The organism is Dysgonomonas sp. 520 (genome assembly GCF_010501095.1).
GTDB lineage: Bacteria > Bacteroidota > Bacteroidia > Bacteroidales > Dysgonomonadaceae > QVMP01.
Genome location: NZ_QVMP01000026.1, coordinates 4606 through 23574 on the forward strand (window position 1 = coordinate 4606; position 18969 = coordinate 23574).

General features: G+C 41.5%; 15 protein-coding genes. 10 read left to right on the plus strand and 5 right to left on the minus strand.

All coding sequences use genetic code 11. The features are described from left to right. Positions 1–186: 186 nt before the first annotated feature. Complete coding sequence (locus D0T56_RS14090; RefSeq protein WP_163320805.1) at positions 187–441, minus strand: hypothetical protein; 255 nt, start codon at positions 439–441, stop codon at positions 187–189. Between the two features lie 267 nt (positions 442–708). Between D0T56_RS14090 and D0T56_RS14095 the strand changes: the two genes are divergently transcribed. Further along, positions 709–4710 (plus strand): hybrid sensor histidine kinase/response regulator transcription factor, encoded by a 4002-nt coding sequence (locus D0T56_RS14095; protein ID WP_163320806.1) that lies wholly within the window; start codon positions 709–711, stop codon positions 4708–4710. Here D0T56_RS14095 and D0T56_RS14100 read toward each other — a convergent pair whose 3' ends face one another. Next, positions 4711–5325: a hypothetical protein gene (locus D0T56_RS14100; protein WP_163320807.1), complete on the minus strand. Its 615-nt coding sequence runs from the start codon at positions 5323–5325 to the stop codon at positions 4711–4713. A gap of 165 nt (positions 5326–5490) precedes the next feature. Between D0T56_RS14100 and D0T56_RS14105 the strand changes: the two genes are divergently transcribed. Beyond that, positions 5491–8106, plus strand: a complete 2616-nt coding sequence (locus tag D0T56_RS14105) for a valine--tRNA ligase (RefSeq protein WP_163320808.1) — start codon at positions 5491–5493, stop codon at positions 8104–8106. A gap of 192 nt (positions 8107–8298) precedes the next feature. On the opposite strand, the gene D0T56_RS14110 is transcribed toward D0T56_RS14105, so the two are convergent. Together D0T56_RS14110 and D0T56_RS14115 are read right to left on the minus strand one after the other, a co-directional pair. Beyond that, positions 8299–9060 (minus strand): TIGR03915 family putative DNA repair protein, encoded by a 762-nt coding sequence (locus D0T56_RS14110; RefSeq protein ID WP_163320809.1) that lies wholly within the window; start codon positions 9058–9060, stop codon positions 8299–8301. A gap of 157 nt (positions 9061–9217) precedes the next feature. Next, positions 9218–10483, minus strand: a complete 1266-nt coding sequence (locus D0T56_RS14115; RefSeq protein WP_163320865.1) for a putative DNA modification/repair radical SAM protein — start codon at positions 10481–10483, stop codon at positions 9218–9220. An 831-nt stretch (positions 10484–11314) separates the two neighbouring features. Between D0T56_RS14115 and D0T56_RS14125 the strand changes: the two genes are divergently transcribed. From D0T56_RS14125 to D0T56_RS14140, 4 genes are read left to right on the plus strand one after another with little or no spacing between them, the layout of a single operon-like run. Next, positions 11315–11872: a phage tail protein gene (locus tag D0T56_RS14125; RefSeq protein WP_163320810.1), complete on the plus strand. Its 558-nt coding sequence runs from the start codon at positions 11315–11317 to the stop codon at positions 11870–11872. A 23-nt stretch (positions 11873–11895) separates the two neighbouring features. Continuing rightward, positions 11896–12489 (plus strand): phage tail protein, encoded by a 594-nt coding sequence (locus D0T56_RS14130; RefSeq protein ID WP_221412362.1) that lies wholly within the window; start codon positions 11896–11898, stop codon positions 12487–12489. Positions 12490–12513: 24 nt separating this feature from the next. Beyond that, entirely contained in the window at positions 12514–13107 is a 594-nt protein-coding gene (locus tag D0T56_RS14135; protein WP_163320811.1) for a phage tail protein, read from the plus strand. A gap of 11 nt (positions 13108–13118) precedes the next feature. After that, positions 13119–14087 (plus strand): T9SS type A sorting domain-containing protein, encoded by a 969-nt coding sequence (locus D0T56_RS14140; RefSeq protein ID WP_163320812.1) that lies wholly within the window; start codon positions 13119–13121, stop codon positions 14085–14087. Between the two features lie 81 nt (positions 14088–14168). Here the strand turns inward: D0T56_RS14140 and purN are convergent, their stop codons facing one another. Further along, the gene (gene purN, locus D0T56_RS14145; RefSeq protein WP_163320813.1) at positions 14169–14729 is read right to left on the minus strand and encodes a phosphoribosylglycinamide formyltransferase; all 561 of its coding nucleotides are present in this window, start codon (positions 14727–14729) and stop codon (positions 14169–14171) included. Between the two features lie 156 nt (positions 14730–14885). Between purN and D0T56_RS14150 the strand changes: the two genes are divergently transcribed. The 4 genes from D0T56_RS14150 (at position 14886) to guaA (ending at position 18926) form a co-directional block, all read left to right on the plus strand. Next, entirely contained in the window at positions 14886–15122 is a 237-nt protein-coding gene (locus D0T56_RS14150; protein WP_163320814.1) for an acyl carrier protein, read from the plus strand. Between the two features lie 21 nt (positions 15123–15143). After that, entirely contained in the window at positions 15144–16406 is a 1263-nt protein-coding gene (gene fabF, locus D0T56_RS14155) for a beta-ketoacyl-ACP synthase II (RefSeq protein WP_163320815.1), read from the plus strand. 6 nt (positions 16407–16412) lie between these two features. After that, positions 16413–17204 carry a ribonuclease III gene (gene rnc / locus D0T56_RS14160; protein WP_163320816.1) on the plus strand — a complete coding sequence of 264 codons (792 nt, stop codon included), beginning with the start codon at positions 16413–16415 and terminating at the stop codon, positions 17202–17204. Between the two features lie 204 nt (positions 17205–17408). Beyond that, a complete protein-coding gene (gene guaA, locus D0T56_RS14165) occupies positions 17409–18926 on the plus strand; it encodes a glutamine-hydrolyzing GMP synthase (protein ID WP_163320817.1) in 1518 nt (505 codons plus the stop codon). Positions 18927–18969: the final 43 nt, after the last annotated feature.

Below are 18969 nucleotides of genomic sequence, written 5' to 3' on the forward strand. Positions count from 1 at the left end.
TCCTTTTGAGGCTTAGGTCAAAAGGAATGCAAGCAATCTATCTGATTGCGCGCAGTGTATTATACAAAATAAAAGAACACTTTTAAACTACTGATTCGCATTATCTGTTTACTACAATCGTTTTACGGGCATGAGGAAAAATGGTACATTCGTTCTGTAAAATACCTTGTATTCCTTCTGCTGCCGTTATAAAAGGAATCCCCAGACGGGTTTTTGTGAGCATGTATTTTTCAGTTCATAGTACATGTCGGCACACTCCTGAGCTGTCATTCCCATTTCGTGAGTGCTTCCGTAGCTGTTTCCGTTAAAAATCTTCTCAATTTCATCAGATTTTCCTGCAGCTTGGTTTTGCATCTGCTGAATTTTTTCTTTCAAGGTCATTCGTTTCAGCAGATCCTCTACCCTTCTCTCTATCGGTTGGTTTTTGTCTCTATATATCATGTCTTCATTCTGCCGGCATAATCAAAATAAGTTTTGCTTCCGCTCCCGCTACTTAAAACGTTCGTATGAGATTTTAAGATTTTTACTTGTTAGCAAAAATATCGGAGAACGGGGTAATAGAAAAGATGAAACAAGTCAGAAAATAATAAAATCGAGGAATACTTGCATTTATGGGGTATGCTTTCGTCAAATGTGCAATTTTTTGACAAGTTTGTTTTATTTTATTTATCTATTTTTGTCTTAATGCAATTCTCTTAACTAAAGCGCATGTTTAAATACAGAATAAAAATATCACTCATAATTTTGTTGTTGTTTTCATCTGTTCTTGCAGTGGGGGAAAGCAGCGACAACTATTATTTTACAACTATTTCGGGCGAATCGGGCTTATCGCAAAATAACGTGAAGTGCATTCTGCAAGATAGCTGGGGATTTATGTGGTTTGGAACCCGCAATCGCTTGAACCGTTATGATGGCAAATCAATTAAGGTTTTCGACTGTAAGGATGTAATTGCAGATGTAGAAAATAATAATATCACCGCATTGTATGAAGATGCGGATAAAAAACTGTGGGTAGGCACTGACGAAGGCATTTATATCTACAATCCATTCAAGGAGTCTTTTTCTTTTTTCAATGAGGCAACAGCCGAGGGTAAAACCATTTCCGGATGGATAGCCGATATACAATCCGACACATTCAATAATATCTGGATTGTAGTGCCCCGGCAAGGATTGTTTCGCTACAATTTTCAGGAAAAGAAACTCTATTGCTATCGTTTCGGAAACAGCCTACCCCCCAACGAAGGAAAGCCACAAGCCATTTGTATAGAAGAAAACGGTAAGGTCTGGGTCGGAACAAACGGCGATGGGGTGTTTCTGTACAACAGGAGTTCCGATTCGTTTCAGCAATTGTTGGGAGACAAAGGCGACGATACTTTGCAGGGAGAGCATATTTATACAATGTGCGATTATGGAGACGAAATTGTTGTCGGGATACATGAAGGAAAATTAAGAAAGCTGCACAAGCTGAAGAATACACTGTCGGATGTTGCGGCTCCTGACGTTCACTATAAAATTATACGTCATGTTGTTCGTTTTGGTGCAGAACTTTGGGTGGCAACCGAGGCAGGAGTATATATTATCAACGAGTTGGAAAAAACCGTAGTGAATTTGCACGAAGACCCGATGTCTGATTTTTCATTGTCGGACAATATGACCGAACGGATATATCGTGACCGTGAAAACGGAATCTGGATTGCAAGCTATTTTGGCGGTGTAAATTATTTACCTCAAAGAAGAAGTGTTTTTGAACAATATGTACCTTTAAGCAGATCGAATTCTATAAATAGCAAACGCATCAGAGAATTGAAGGAGGATGAGTTGGGCAATATCTGGATAGGAACAGAAGATGGAGGACTCAACCTGCTGGACACGAAGAACGGAACGTTTAGCTATATGAAACGTGCCGACAACTCAAGTCAGGATTACCGTAAAAGTTTAGGTCTTTCGGTTATTGGCAACAATCAAGTTTGGGTAGGTTTCTTCAAAAGCGGACTGGATGTCATAAACATACAAAACAAACAGTTGGCGCACTATTCCGCAGGTCAATTGGGACTCAACGAGGCTAGTATAACCGCAATCTTGGAAGACCATTCGGGCAAGATATGGATAGGCAATGCCTGGGGTGTATTTGTTGCACAACGAGGGATGATGAAGTTTGAGCGGATAGATGAAATCGGTTCGACTTATGTGTACGACCTTTTCGAAGATTCGGATGGCATGATTTGGATCGCAAGCATGGGAATGGGCGTTTACATGTACAACCCTCAAAACGAATCGGTAAAGCACTTTACACACAATGGTAAAGATACCGGCAGTTTAAGTTCCAATGCTGTGAGTAGCATAATGGAAGACAGCAAAGGATATATCTGGTTTTCGACCGATCGGGGGGGAATTTGCCGATACGATAAGAAAACAGGACATTTTACATCATATTCAATAAAAGAAGGCTTGCCCGACGATGTGGCATATAAGATATTGGAAGACAGGAAACAAAACTTGTGGTTTGGAACAAACAAGGGTTTGATTAAATTTGACCCGACAACAGGAAAAGTTCTTCGGATATATACGAAAAATGACGGATTACCGGGGAATCAGTTCAATTATAAATCGGCATTGAAGACTCGTTCAGGGAAATTTTATTTTGGGGGGTTAGACGGGCTCATAGCATTTAACCCTGATAATTTTCGGGGCAATGATTATATGCCGCCTGTCTATATAACAAAGCTGACTTCGTTCAATAAAGAAATTGATGTTGAAACTTCTAATTCTCCTCTGACAGAAAGTATTATCCATACAAAAAAGCTGGTATTGAAGCATAACCTGTCGAATATTGGGTTCGATTTTTCGGCTCTGAGTTATGTATCGCCCTCGGCAAATCAATATGCGTATAAGATGGAAGGACTAGACGATGATTGGACTTATACAACTCACAATCAGAGTGCTTCTTACGCAAAACTCCCTCCGGGCAAGTATCTTTTTAGGGTAAAGGCATCCAATAACGATGGAATATGGAATGAAGATGGCGCGGAAATAGAAATAGAGGTGTTGCCTCCTTGGTGGCAAACAAGTATTGCATACATCATTTATCTGGTGGCAACATTGTTCCTCATTTTCTTTGCGATACGTTGGTTTTTAAAGAAAAAGGAAAAGCAAAACGCCGAGCAAAGGCATCTGTTCGAAATAGAAAAAGAGAAAGAGTTATATAACTCGAAATTAGATTTTTTCACCAATATAGCTCATGAAATCAGAACCCCGCTTTCTTTGATTAACGGACCTTTGGAATCGTTGTCGGAAATGAATATCAACGATGCGGAAGTTAATAAAAACCTGAGCATTATGGGGCGCAATACGGAAAAACTACTGAATCTGGTCAATCAATTGCTGGATTTCAGGAAAGTAGACAGCAATAACCTTGCGTTAGTCCTTTCCGGGCAGAATATATCTTCCCTTGTGAAAGATGTGGTGATGGAGTTTGAGCCGGTGGCATCAAAAAACAAAAAAAATCTTCGGTTACATCTTGCCGAAAATGAGGTGCAGGCTTCGGTAGACAGGAGCGAATTCTTGAAAATTATGAATAACCTGCTGTCGAATGCGGTGAAATATTCGGAGCAGAATATAGATGTATACTTGTCTGCGGATGCAGAATGTTTTGTAATTTCAGTTCAGAGCGATGGTGAACTTATCCCCGAAAATCAGCGGGAAAAAATATTCGAACCATTTTATCAATTAAGTAAGGACAAGGATTCTCCTTCGGGTTCGGGAATCGGGTTGTCATTGGTTCGCTCGTTGGTTGAGTTGCATAATGGGCAAATATATCTCGAAACCAATGCAGGGATCAATAACTTTCTATTGAAATTTCCATTGACGCAACAAAATGCTGTTAAGGCATTGCCTGATAAAGATTTAATATGCGAAGAAGAGGCCGTTCAACAAAAAGGAAATGGTCTGGAGTCGGTGCTTTTGGTTGAGGATAACCCTGAAATGCTTACATTCATAGCCGACAGGTTGAAAGGCGTGTTTGCCATAGAAACGGCATCGAACGGGAGTGAAGCGTTAGCCGTTTTACAGGAAAAAAACGTAGATATAATAGTGAGCGACGTAATGATGCCGGATATGGATGGTTACGAACTGAGTCGCCGGTTGAAGCAAAATATAGAGTACAGCCATATCCCTATTGTTTTGCTCACAGCCAAAAACGATTTGAACAGTAAGATACAAGGTTTGGAATCGGGGGCGGAAGCGTATATAGAAAAACCTTTTTCTACCAATTACCTAATTTCTCAACTGACAACCTTGTTGAATAACCGGAGGCGCGAACGGGAGTCTTTCATACATAAGCCTTTTATTCCGGTGCAGCAAATTGGGATAAACAAAGCCGACGAGAAGTTCATGGAACGGATTATTGACATTATCAACGAGAATATAACGGAAACCGACTTTACCATTGATCGTATAGCCGAGGCCGTATTCATGAGCCGATCGAGCCTGAACCGGAAGATCAAAGCCATTACAGGCCTGACACCGACAGATTTTATCCGGTTGATACGCCTCAGGAAAGCTGCCGAACTGCTTCAAAATGGAGAATACAGAATCGGCGAAATATGCTACATGGTTGGTTTCAGTTCGTCGTCCTATTTTATCCGCTTGTTCCAAAAACAATTTGGAATGACTCCGCGCGAGTTTGCGAAACAGCAACAAGAAAGAAAATAGTTATAACCTGGATCGGTCATTATCGCTCCAACCTTCAACGGGAACAAATCTTACACCGACAGGGTTCAGAGGCATAATAGCGTCAACCAGTGACTTATGATAGAGTTGAATACGGCTGGTTTCTTCGGTTGTGAAGAGCAACCTTTCGTTGAGAGGAATTGCTGCAATACTTCTCGAATCGAGGTAGATTCTCCCGATTTTGTCCCATCGGTCGGTGAAACTGTTTAATGTATAGATTGAATTTTCGCCGTCGAAAATAGATTTCCAGTTGTATGAATGAACTATAAAATAATCGTCAAATTGTTCGCCCTTATCGCTATTGATAACGGCTGGAATAAATTGAACACCCTCTATGTTCATGGTACTTAATACATCAACGATTCTTTTCGAGAAAACGGTTTGAGGCAGAGAATAACAATCGGCAACAACGGGGTTGTCAGGAATGGAAAGCCCATAACGTAACGGAAGTGGTTTGTCTATTGCAAGAGGTTCTTTTTTCGACAGAAATTTCAAAGCCATGCGGTTCTTGTCGTTACCGTTTGTCAGCGTGGGAATATTCTCTCCGGCACCTGCCTGAATGATAAAATAGTCGTATTCTAATCCTCCGTATTCCATATTTTTTGGTCTAAATTATTTTTTGTTTGTACTAGCTATCTTTCGCACAAAATTATGTATATTTTTTGGGACTTATCATCATTTGGGGAAAGAGAATGTTAAAACATACAATAATCCAAACAATTTTGTAATTTTGTCTCCACTAATTTTTTATTAACAAAGAATATGGAAATAGCAAGCAAGTACAACCCGGCAGAGGTTGAAGACAAATGGTATCAGTATTGGTTAAATCGAAGATTCTTTCATTCCGAACCCGATAACCGTGAGCCATTCACCGTCGTCATTCCACCACCCAACGTTACGGGGGTGTTGCACATGGGGCATATGCTGAATAACACCATTCAGGATATACTTGTACGCCGTGCCCGTATGACGGGTAAGAATGCTTGCTGGGTTCCCGGAACAGACCACGCTTCCATTGCTACGGAAGCAAAGGTTGTTGCCAAATTGGCTTCGGAAGGAATTAACAAAAATGACCTGACCAGAGAAGAATTCTTGAAACATGCCTGGGATTGGACAGACAAGCATGGAGGAATAATCTTACAGCAGCTTCGCAAACTTGGTGCATCGTGCGACTGGGATCGCACCTGCTTCACAATGGACGAAAAACGCTCGGAGAGTGTGTTCAAAGTATTTACAGACCTTTACAACAAGGGGATGATATACCGTGGCGTGCGCATGGTGAACTGGGACCCTCAGGCAAAGACAGCATTGTCTGACGAAGAGGTTTTTCATAAAGAAGAGCATGGTAAATTATACTACCTCAGATACAAAATAGAAGGAGAAGATGGCTATGCGGTAATAGCCACCACCCGTCCCGAAACCATTTTCGGTGATGTGGCTGTGTGCATTAATCCAAATAACCCTAAAACAGCATCTCTGAAAGGGAAAAAAGTGATTGTGCCAATCGTAGACCGTGTAGTGCCAATCATTGAAGACGATTACGTGGATATGGAATTCGGAACAGGTTACCTGAAAGTAACTCCTGCTCACGACGTAAACGACTATGTGCTTGGCGAAAAATATAATCTGGAGGCAATTGATATATTCAATGATAATGGAACCCTCAACGCACATGGCTTGCAATATGAAGGAATGGACAGGTTTGCCGTTCGCAAGCAAATAGAGAAAGACCTTGAGGCTGCCGGATTGATGGAGAAAACCGAACCTTATACTAACAAGGTGGGATACTCGGAACGGACAGATGTGCCCATTGAACCCAAACTATCCATGCAGTGGTTTCTGAAAATGGAAAATATTGCCCGTCCTGCACTAGAGGCAGTGATGGACGATACCATCAAGTTCTATCCTGCCAAATATAAGAATACCTATCGCCATTGGATGGAAAATATAAAAGACTGGTGCATCAGCCGCCAATTGTGGTGGGGTCATCAGATTCCGGCCTATTATCTGCCGGAGGGGGGATATGTAGTTGCCGAAACCCCCGAAAAGGCTCTGCTAGAGGCCCGAAAGAAAAACCCCGGACTGAATGCAGAAGACTTGCGTCGTGACGAAGATTGCCTCGACACATGGTTTTCTTCGTGGCTATGGCCAATATCAGTATTTGACGGTATCAACGAGCCCGACAATAAGGATATGCAATACTACTATCCGACCAACGATCTGGTTACAGCACCGGAAATCATATTTTTCTGGGTTGCCCGTATGATTATGGCAGGATACGAATACACAAAAGAACCTTGTTTCCGCAACGTATATTTTACGGGTATTGTGCGTGACAAGTTGGGACGGAAAATGTCTAAATCGTTGGGCAACTCTCCCGACCCTATCGAATTGATGGATAAATATGGAGCCGACGGCGTACGTATGGGAATGTTGCTGACTTCGCCTGCCGGAAATGATTTGCCTTTCGACGAATCTTTGTGCGAACAAGGACGAAACTTCAATAATAAAATATGGAACGCTTTTCGCCTGATAAAAGGGTGGGAAGTAGACGACAATATCCCTCAACCCGAATCGTCTGCTATTGCTACCAAATGGTTTGCAAACATACTGTCCAAAACAGTTGCCGAGATGGACGAGTCGTTCAACAAATACCGTTTGTCGGAAGCATTGATGAGCGCCTACAAATTGTTTTGGGACGAGTTTTCTTCGTGGTATCTGGAAATGATCAAACCTGCCTATCAGCAGCCAATTGATGCCGTTACGTATAAAGCCACTCTTGTTTTTTTTGATTCACTTCTCCGTATACTGCATCCATTTATGCCATTCATCACGGAAGAACTGTGGCAGGCACTGGAAGAAAGAAAAGAGGGCGAAAGTATTATGATTTCCGATATGCCTAAAGTGGCTGTCATGGACGAAAGTTATCTCTCGGCATTTGACAAGATAAAGGAGATTATTGCGGGAATACGTACTATTCGCTTGCAAAAGAATATTCCGAACAAAGAAACGCTCGATCTTGATGTGATTGGGGCATTTGATATGGCATTTTGTCCTGTGATTCAGAAATTGTGTAACATCGGGCAAGTTCAGGAGGTTGCCGAAAAACCTGCTGCAGCTTCGTCTTTCTTGGTTGGAACAACGGAGTTTGCCGTTCCTCTGGGAAATAATATAAATGTAGGGGAGGAGATCGCCAAATTGGAAGAAGAACTGAAATACACAGAAGGCTTCCTTAATTCGGTGATGAAAAAACTAAGCAACGAAAAATTTGTTGCCAATGCCAATCCGCAAGTCGTGGAAAATGAACGAAAAAAACAAGCTGATGCCGAAAGCAGAATCAAAATTCTGCAAGAAAGCATTGCCGGTTTGAAAAAATAATGTTTCGGGCAAGAAACGCAGAAAAGCTGTGTGTCAAAAGTAAGATTACACTATCAAAGTGTTACTCATTCTTGTCATTCTGAGTGCAACGAAGAATCTGCACTCTATAGAACAGATCCTTCACTCTGTTCAGGATGACAAAAAATACTAAAATTTACTTCTGGCACATCCTTTTTCGTATTAAATTAAGGATTATTGTTTTTCGGTCAGATATTTCCAAAAACGTTTGGGCATGTGCTGTCGTTGCAGTCGTGGGTTTATCCGTTCCTTGATGGTCATCGAGTTGAAGTAACCTTTCCACAATTCCTGAAAGAGTTTTTCGTCTTCCGCCATCAGATTCTCATCCAGTTTACCGCTCAAAAGATGCTCATCATTTTCCAGAGTAATCTCCTGAACGCTATGCAGATCGTAATAATAACCGTATTTGCGTTTCAGGTCATATATCACCCACTTCTGATCTGAAAAGCGATCTGCAAAATGATCTATCGCAAGTGGCAAAGCATTGAAAATGGGCGAAATGGGAGCGAAAAATATATCATCGGCTGCTTTCTGAAAACGAATGAACATGCGGAGGTAATGACCTTCGTGAGCCACCTTGCGAGCAATTTGATGGACGGTCAAAACATCTTCGTCGCCAAAGTTGGTTTCTATTGAACGGGGCGAATCTATGGTTTTCCGTATATACCTGAAAAGCAGTTCGTCACTGCCCTCTTCTTCCGACAGCCACGTATGAGTGAGCATATTGCAGGCTTGCTTTGTCATTTTCTTTTCAAGGGCAGTCCACACGCGTGCGGCTCTGTCCTCTTGGGTAATGACGGTATAGCTTTCTTCCATAAACATCGGTGCAATTTCTCCCTCACCCAGAATACGGTCGGGAAAAGTCTTGCGGCTATATGCGTCGAAAACGGCAGTCAACAAGCCTTCAAATGTTTTGTCATAAAAGAAAACCAGCATATTTAAATTTTATTTCTTCGATTCCAATTTCAATGAATAATTTTTCATGTCGTTTAAAGAAAATCACCTCCGTCAACAGTCCTTTTTTCGTCCGAATCATTCTTATCCTCGATTGGCAGTTCTAGTGTTTTATCAAGTGGTTTCATAAAGTTCCGGCTCAATCGGGGAAAATGATGGAAAGCTGCCTGTCGTCGTCCCCTTTTTTCTTTTTTGGTTCTGTTAATATTTTCCGCAGATGTTCCGGGGTAGCTTCATTCACGGTATACATGGGCAGTTCGTTGCAAGTGATAAAATATTGAGCCTTTTTCATCACGATGCCCATCTTTTTCAGTTGCGAAGCGTTCAACCTTCCGTATCTCCTTGAAGTGATTATCAGTTTAGCCGACTTCACTCCGATGCCCGGCACACGCAGTATCATGGAATAATCGGCACGGTTAATGTCAACAGGAAACATTTCGGGATGGCGTAGTGCCCAAGCCAATTTGGGGTCGATTTCCAAATCGAGGTTCGGAAACCTGTTATCTACTATCTCGTCGGCCCTGAACTCATAGAAACGCATCAGCCAATCGGCCTGATAGAGCCTGTTTTCCCTCACCAGAGGCGCTTGTTTGAGCACGGGCAAACGCTTGTCGTAACTGTTCACGGGTATAAAGCCTGAATAATAGACACGTTTCATACTCGGTCTTTTATACAATTTCGACGAAAGGCTAAGGATATCTTTGTCTGTTTCGTTTGTTGCCCCTACAATCATCTGAGTACTTTGTCCGGCAGGCACAAAACGGGGTGTGGAGCGTATACGCTTCCGGTCTTCAATGCTTTGAAGCATGCCCTGTTGAATGAATCGCATAGGCTGATAGACACTCAAATGGTCTTTTTCGGGGGCTAAAAGTTTCAGGTTGTTTTCGGTCGGAATTTCCAGGTTTACGCTCATACGGTCGGCATACAATCCTGCTTCGTTTACCAGCTCCTGACTCGATCCCGGAATACTTTTCATGTGAATGTAGCCGTTGAAACGATGAATGGTGCGAAGTTCCTTCACTACCCTCACCATGCGTTCCATCGTATAGTCGGGATTGTTTATAACTCCCGAACTAAGAAACAGCCCTTCAATGTAGTTCCGCCTATAAAATTCGATGGTCAACTCAACCAGCTCATTCACGTTGAATGTTGCCCGGCGTATATCATTGCTCCGGCGGTTGATGCAATAGGCGCAATCGTAGATACAGTTGTTTGTGAGCATGATTTTCAGCAACGAAATACATCTGCCATCTTCCGAAAAACTGTGGCAGATACCCATTCCCCCCACAGTATTGCCTAAACCGCCCGGTTTGTTTTTTCGGACCGTTCCACTGGAAGAACAGGATACATCATACTTCGCCGATTCTGCCAGTATTTTCAGTTTTTCTAATACAGCATCGTTCATCTCAATAGACATCCGAACCAAAAATATTAAAAGAACAGTCGTTGTTAAGAAAGTATGCATATTGCTGATTGTTTGTATGTTAATATTAATGAATTGTATAACTGTCAGAGCCATTATTTTAGATAATATTCTGTTTTTGAACCCATCAAAAGATTTAGCATAATTTCTACGATCTGTGTATAACTGATATTCTGAATTAATACCCATATATTCAGATGTCAAATTGATGTCGAGCAACTCAATATCTGATAGCTTGGGTTTGCGTTTTGATTCAAAAAATTCATTTTATTTGATATTTGTTCTAATGTCTCTAATATTTTCACGTAATTTGCACTGAAGTTGTACATGTTATTTTAGCGTTTGTAAAACAATTAAATATGATCGTCTATTTGAATTTGAACAACTTCTTTTATGCTTTATAATAATGCACTACGGGTTACTTAAAATTCACATAAATATAGTGTTTTGATATTTTTATTCACAATGAGAAATAGAACTTTCTGACAACTAATGTGTTAAATAATAATCAAGAAAGGGTAGTCATAAGTAATATCAATCAGCAGTTGATTTTTACAACAAAATGTTCTTTTAATTTCGATAATAACAATTGTAGGGGCGAATAAATATTCGCCCTGATATTCGGGCATACCAGAGGTCTGCCCCTACAAACCACTCCGGGGTATTCCCTCTCTTTTGGAAAGGTGTAGGGGTGGGGTTTTACTCCACCCGTAGATTCGTCGAATATAAACCAACATTTTTCAAATGCTGATTCGCACAAGTAATTACATTTTGTATCAATAACTAATTTTTCAATTTTCTATGAAAAGAATTATGCTAGTAATTTGCATTGTGGCTATCAGCCATTTTGCAACTGCACAGGATCAGTATTTAGGTGAAATACGCATGTTTGCAGGAAATTTTCCTCCAAGAGGATGGGCGTTATGCAATGGACAATTTTTGTCCATATCTCAAAATCAGGCATTATTTGCTCTGCTTGGAACAACTTATGGAGGAAATGGATTTACAACTTTTGCTCTACCCAATTTGCAAGGGCGTGTACCTATTCATGCCGGAAATGGGCATGAGCTTGGTCAAACCGGAGGAGAAGCTAATCATACGATAAGCGTTAATGAACTTCCTGCGCATAACCATGTCGCAACCGCAACACAATATGCCAGTAAATCGGATGGAACATCAAGTAATCCTAACGGACAATATCCTGCTGTTTCGGAGACTAATGCATACAGTGCAACAGCTGATACGAAAATGGCGACAACAACTCTATCAACTTCTCAAACGGGAAGTGGAACTCCTGTAAATAACATGCAACCCTATACGGTTGTAAATTATATTATCGCCATACAGGGAGTTTTCCCTTCAAGGAATTAATAACAACAAAAAGAAATATACTTATGAAAAAAATTGTACTCACAATAATAATGCTTTTAGCATGTCATTATTATTCCTTCTCCCAAGTAGATACGTATATTGGTGAGATACGTATGTTCGCAGGAAACTTCGCTCCTGCCGGGTGGGCATTTTGTAACGGACAGATTCTGCCCATATCTCAAAACTCAGCATTGTTTTCTATAATTGGAACAACTTATGGAGGTGATGGAAAAACTAATTTTGCTTTACCTAATTTGCAAGGACGTGCTCCATTGCAACCAGGACAGGGAGAGGGCTTGTCTCTTTATCAATTGGGAGAACAAGGCGGCTCTGAAACTGTAACACTATTGCAATCAGAATTGCCATCCCATACACACATTGTGACTGTAACGCAACCTGAGATAAAAACGGCAGGTACGTCGGACGATCCGACGGGCAAATATCCGGCCGTATCTATCGTTACACCTTACGGTACAACCTCCGACACAACTATGGCGGCTCCTGATGTAAGCGTGTCTCCATCGGGAGGTGGTAATCAACCAATGAATAATATGCAACCCTATCTGACTGTGAATTACATTATAGCCTTACAGGGTATTTATCCTCCCCGTCAATAATATTTATTAAATAAAAGATCAATTATGAAAAAGATTATATTATCCCTGATTGTAATAGTAATTAGTCAGATAGCTTTTGCTCAAGATTCATATGTAGGGGAGATTCGTATGTTTGCAGGAAATTATGCTCCTCAGGGATGGGCAATCTGTAACGGTCAACTTCTCTCGATAAATCAAAATGAAGCTTTGTTCACTATAATAGGTACAACTTACGGGGGAGATGGTGTTAATACTTTTGCCTTACCCGATATGCAAGGTCGTGTGCCCATTCATCAGGGAACTCAACAAGGAACAACCTATGTTATTGGGACAAAGGCTGGTTCGGAAACCCGAACATTGACGGCAAACAACTTGCCACCTCACTCTCATCAGGTGACTATAACACAATCGGCCAGCAAGCAGGAAGGTACATCAACAAGTCCCGAAGGTAAATATCCGGCTGTGGATGGAACAAATCTCTATGGAAGTCCTGTTGCCGGAGCAACTAATGTTACTTCCAATTCCACCGTTGTTACATTAGCTCCCTCCGGAGAAAATCAACCTGTCGAAAACAGACAACCATATTTAGGAATTAATTTCATCATTTCTTTAAATGGTATTTATCCAACACAAAACTAAACAGTGAGATTATGAAAAAAATATATACATCAATGCTTCTGGCAATGTTGCTGTCAGTAAATTCTTTGGCTGCACAAACCAGTTTGTTGCCGGGCGATATTGCATTTGTAAGTATCAATAGCAGCAGCAATACCGATCAGTTTGCTTTTGTTCTTCTTACCCCCATAGATGCAGGAACCAATATAAACTTTACTGATTGCGGATGGAACGAGGCAACAGGATTTACGTCTTTCCCCGGCGACAGTCATTTCACATGGACTGCCGATGCTCAAATGCAAGAGGGTGCAACAGTACTCATTACAACAAACAATGGCAACTCTCTTCCACAAGCAAGCACGGGCACGATTTCGGGTAGCAATATGTTGATCTCCATAGCAGGCGACCAGATTTTTGCCTATCAGGGAACGGTTATTAGCCCATCCTTTATCGCAGGTATCAGTTTCAATCAGAACGAGAGCGGACAACCCGGCAGCGAGTTTGACGGGGCATCCACATCCAATTCCACAACAGGGTTGCCGAGCCAGCTGACAATCGGGGTGAATGCCGTTCACGTTTACAATACGTCTGCATTTGCCGAGGAAGATAATTCTTTATACAATGGACAAACGACTTCGGGCACGAAACAAGTTCTTGCCGCAGCCATCAACAATATGAATAATTGGGGAGGAAACAATGATACTCCTTTTGTCCTTGATCCGATGCCCTTTACTTTCTCCGTATCTATTACAACAGCAATAGGAAATGGAGAAAATGATTCAAGGATAACGATATACCCCAATCCTACGACAGATGGTTTCTACGTGAAGGGAATAAAAGAAACTGCTCAGGTGTCATTGTTTGATATGGCAGGAAATGTGTTGTTTAGCAAAACAATAACGGAAAATGATTATATGCCTGTTCAACTCCTGCCTAAAGGAGTGTATCTGATTCGTATTGATCAAGAAAGCGAATCGGATTATAACAAGCTAATTGTGCAGTAGATAGTTGCTGCGACACAACTTTCATTATGTCACAAGAGGAGCGGATTCGCCGGGTTATTCCGTGCGAATCCGTTTATTTTGTCAGAGAAGGTTCTTTATTATTTCAGGAAAATATTTGTATTCCAGCTCGTGCACCTTATTGGCAACCGTTTCGGGGGTATCGTCGGGAGTAACATCGCACTTTGCCTGAAAAATGATGCTTCCCTCGTCGTAATTCTCATTCACATAATGTATTGTGATGCCCGATTCCTTTTCGCCCGACGCAACCACAGCCTCATGCACATGGCTGCCATACATGCCTTTCCCGCCGAATTTGGGAAGCAGGGCAGGATGTATGTTAATTATTGCCTGAGGATAGGCATCAATAATATTTTGAGGCACTTTTAGCAGGAATCCGGCCAAAACGATGAAATCTATCTTGTACTCATTCAATGCACTCAATACTTTCTCTGTTTCGTCGAACTCCTTTTTTGCAAAAGTTAGGGAATTTACACCTAATTTTAGAGCTCTTTCGTGAACATAGGCATCCTTTCTGTTCGAAATGATTAAAGGAATGGAAACATTGGGGTCGTAGGTGAAAAAATTTATGATATTCTCTGCATTAGAGCCAGATCCGGAAGCAAAAACGGCAATTCTTTTCATTTGTTAAAGATGTTTGATTGATGCACACAAAATAAAAAAATGTGCAATTTTAACTTTTTTCTTCGCAAAAAATTTGTTTCATATACATAAAAAGCTGTTTCTTTGCACCGACAAAAATATAAATAAAAATTAATTATTAATTAAAATCAGAAAGTTATGTCAGACGTAGCATCAAAAGTAAAAGCGATAATTGTTGACAAATTGGGTGTTGAAGAAACAGAAGTTACAGAAACAGCTAGCTTTACAAACGATCTTGGCGCAGACTCGCTAGACACAGTTGAGCTTATCATGGAATTTGAAAAAGAATTTGGCATCTCTATCCCTGACGATCAAGCAGAAAAAATCGGAACAGTTGGAGACGCAGTTGCTTACATCGAAGCAAACGCAAAATAAAAATTTTCCCTAAATACATTTATGGAATTAAAAAGAGTAGTTGTAACAGGTCTGGGTGCAGTTACACCAATCGGCAACGATGTGAAAACCACATGGGAAAACGCACTGAATGGCGTAAGTGGAGCCGGGCCTATTACTCAATTTGACGCATCAAAGTTCAAAACCCGGTTTGCCTGCGAGGTAAAGGATTTTGACATTTCAAAATATCTTGATCGCAAAGAAGCCAGAAAATGCGACAGGTACACACAACTTGCAGTAGCTGCATCAGAAGAAGCTATCCTTGATTCGGGATTAGATTTTGAAAAAGAAAACAGAGATCGTATAGGTGTTCTGGTTTCGGCCGGTATAGGTGGTATCAAAACTTTCGAAGAAGAGGTGGGTAATTACTACACACACATGGAAATGGGGCCTAAATTCAACCCCTTTTTCATACCTAAGATGATTGCCGATATTGCCACCGGTTTCATTTCTATCCGTCACGGATTGAGAGGACCTAACTTTGGCACGGTTTCGGCCTGCGCATCGTCAACTCACAGCACTATCACAGCTTTCGATTTTATCCGTTTGGGCAAAGCCGAAGTGATAATTGCAGGGGGAGCCGAAGCTGCGGTTTGTGCATCGGGTATAGGAGGTTTCAATGCCTTGACAGCCCTGTCGACACGTAACGATTCTCCTGAAACGGCATCACGTCCGTTCAGCAAGAGCCGCGACGGGTTTGTGTTGGGTGAAGGTTCTGCATGTCTTATACTGGAAGAACTTGAACACGCGTTGGCACGAGGTGCAAAAATATATGCGGAAGTAGTAGGAGGCGGTATGTCTGCCGATGCCTATCACCTTACTGCATCACATCCTGAAGGGGTGGGTGCGAAATTGGTGATGGAGAACTCATTGGCCGACGCAAATATGAAACCCGAAGAAATTGATTATATCAACGTGCATGGCACATCAACACCTGTTGGCGACCCATCCGAACTGAAAGCTATTAAAGCCGTTTTCGGAGACAGTGCATACGATATGAATATCAGTTCCACCAAATCTATGACCGGACACTTGCTTGGAGCTGCAGGAGCCATTGAAGCGCTTTTCTGTACGTTGGCTGTTCAGAACGACATCGTTCCTCCGACAATCAACTTTACGGAAGGAGACGAAGACCCTGAAATAGACTACAAGTTGAACCTGACATTTGGCAAGGCTCAGAAGAGAACTGTCAGAGCGGCACTATCAAACACTTTTGGTTTTGGCGGTCACAACGCTTGTGTAATCGTTAAAAAGTTCACTAAATAGAAAGAAGTGCTTAAAAAGATATATCGAAACGTAAGGCTTTTTCCCAAACGAGGGAGAGAGCCTTATGTTTCTTTTTATAAGATACTGAACTTCTATCCTTTCAACATAACTCTCTACGAGCAAGCACTTTTACACAAATCTTCCTCTATCCGGATGAAGGACGGACGATGGATCAACAACGAACGGCTGGAGTTTCTGGGCGATGCCATATTGGATGCGATTGTAGCCGATATTGTGTTCAAAGAATTTGAATACAAGAAAGAAGGATTCCTCACCGACATGCGTTCGAAGATAGTGAAACGTGAAACTTTAAACCGTCTTGCTCTCGAACTGGGGCTGAATAAACTTATAAAAACCTCCGCTCAGGCATCGCACAAAACACACATGTATGGCAATGCTCTGGAAGCCTTGATCGGCGCAATATATCTGGATCAGGGATATAGGGCGGCAAAAAAATTCGTTATCGAACGCCTTATCAAGAAATATCTGGATATTGAAGCTGTGGCAACGAGTGAAGCCAATTTCAAATCGAGACTGATTGAATGGAGTCAAAAAAACAAGATTAGCATATTGTTCGATCTTGTTGACTCTCAGGTGGATGAGGACAACAATCCTATCTTCACCACAGCGATAGTTATCTACGAAAAAGAAGCGGGAAGGGCAAAAGGTTATTCTAAAAAAGAATCGCAACAGAAAGCTGCTAAATTGGCTCTGGAAAAATTGCAAGAAACGGAATTCCTGACATACGTATTCGAACAAAAGGAAAAAGAAACCGAACTTCCGCCTCAGGAAGGATAATATGCTACCTCCCCTTCATAGAATTATACCTCTCCATATTTTTTGCAAAAATGAAGAAAAATGGCTCCCCCTCAACTATTTTTTAGTTCGTAGTGGTTTCAATGAAATTTTTTAAGCAGACTCTTAGTTAAAAGACAGCCATTTTTCGACTATCTTTTCTATCTTTGTGTCCTAAAAAAATCGAAACAAGTTTTATAAATTTCTATGGACGAAAAAATAATCATCCTTGATTTTGGCTCTCAGACCACACAACTCATAGGCAGAAGAGTAAGAGAATTAAATACATATTGCGAGATAGTTCCTTATAACAAGTTTCCGTTTGGCGACCCGACGGTAAAAGGAGTAATCCTTTCAGGCAGTCCTTTTTCGGTGAATGATAAAGACGCTTTCAAAACGGATTTGTCAGGTATCAGAGGAAAATTGCCTGTGCTTGGCATTTGCTACGGAGCGCAGTTTATGGCTGCCTCATCAGGAGGAAAAGTAGAAAAAGGAGATTCGCGCGAATATGGTCGTGCAAACCTCACCTCGGTGAAAAAAGATGAACTGTTTGACGGGATAAGCGAAGATTCTCAGGTGTGGATGTCGCACGGAGACACAATTACCGTTCTTCCTGAAAACTTCGGAATAATAGCTAGTACGCCTGATGTGGAAGCAGCCGCATATAAAGTGGCAGGCGAAAAAACATGGGGAGTGCAGTTTCATCCCGAGGTATTCCATTCGACAGATGGAACCGAGTTGTTGAGCAACTTCTTGAATATCTGCGGATGTAAAAGAGATTGGAGTCCTTATTCATTTATAGAATCTACGGTTGCCGAGTTGAAACAAACTCTGGGCGACGATAAGGTTATCCTTGCGCTTTCGGGTGGGGTCGACTCATCGGTTACGGCCGTATTGCTGAACAGGGCGATAGGAAAGAACCTGACATGCGTTTTCGTCGATCATGGATTGCTTCGTAAAAATGAGTTCGAAAATGTTTTGAGAGACTACGAGCATCTTGGCCTGAATGTAATAGGTGTGGATGCAAAAGAACGTTTCTATAAGGCTTTAGCCGGTGTTACAGATCCGGAACAAAAACGCAAGATTATAGGAAAAGGCTTCATTGACGTTTTCGACGAAGAAGCTCATAAACTGAAAGATATAAAATGGCTTGGTCAGGGAACCATTTATCCTGATATCATCGAGTCGCTTTCCATAACAGGTACAGTTATCAAGTCGCACCACAATGTAGGCGGACTACCCGAAAAGATGAACCTGAAACTGGTTGAACCTTTGCGCCTGTTGTTCAAAGACGAAGTTCGCCGCATAGGTATCGAGCTGGGCATGCAAGAGCATCTTATCAAGCGTCACCCATTCCCCGGTCCGGGTCTTGGTATTCGTTTGCTGGGCGACATAACACCTGAAAAAATAGAAATACTGCAAAATGCAGATGATATATACGTGCGTATGTTGAAAGAATTCCATCTTTACGACAAGGTATGGCAAGCCGGAGCAATCTTGTTGCCTATCCGTTCGGTTGGAGTGATGGGAGACGAAAGAACGTATGAAAATACCATCGCTTTGCGTGCGGTAACTTCTACCGATGCCATGACAGCCGATTGGGCGCATCTGCCTTATGATTTTCTTGCGAAAGTTTCGAACGAGATTATCAACAAGGTTAAAGGTGTGAATCGTGTAGTGTACGATATATCGTCAAAGCCGCCGGCAACTATCGAGTGGGAGTAAACTCTCAAAAAAAAATCATATAAAAGTGTTCTCTGATATTATG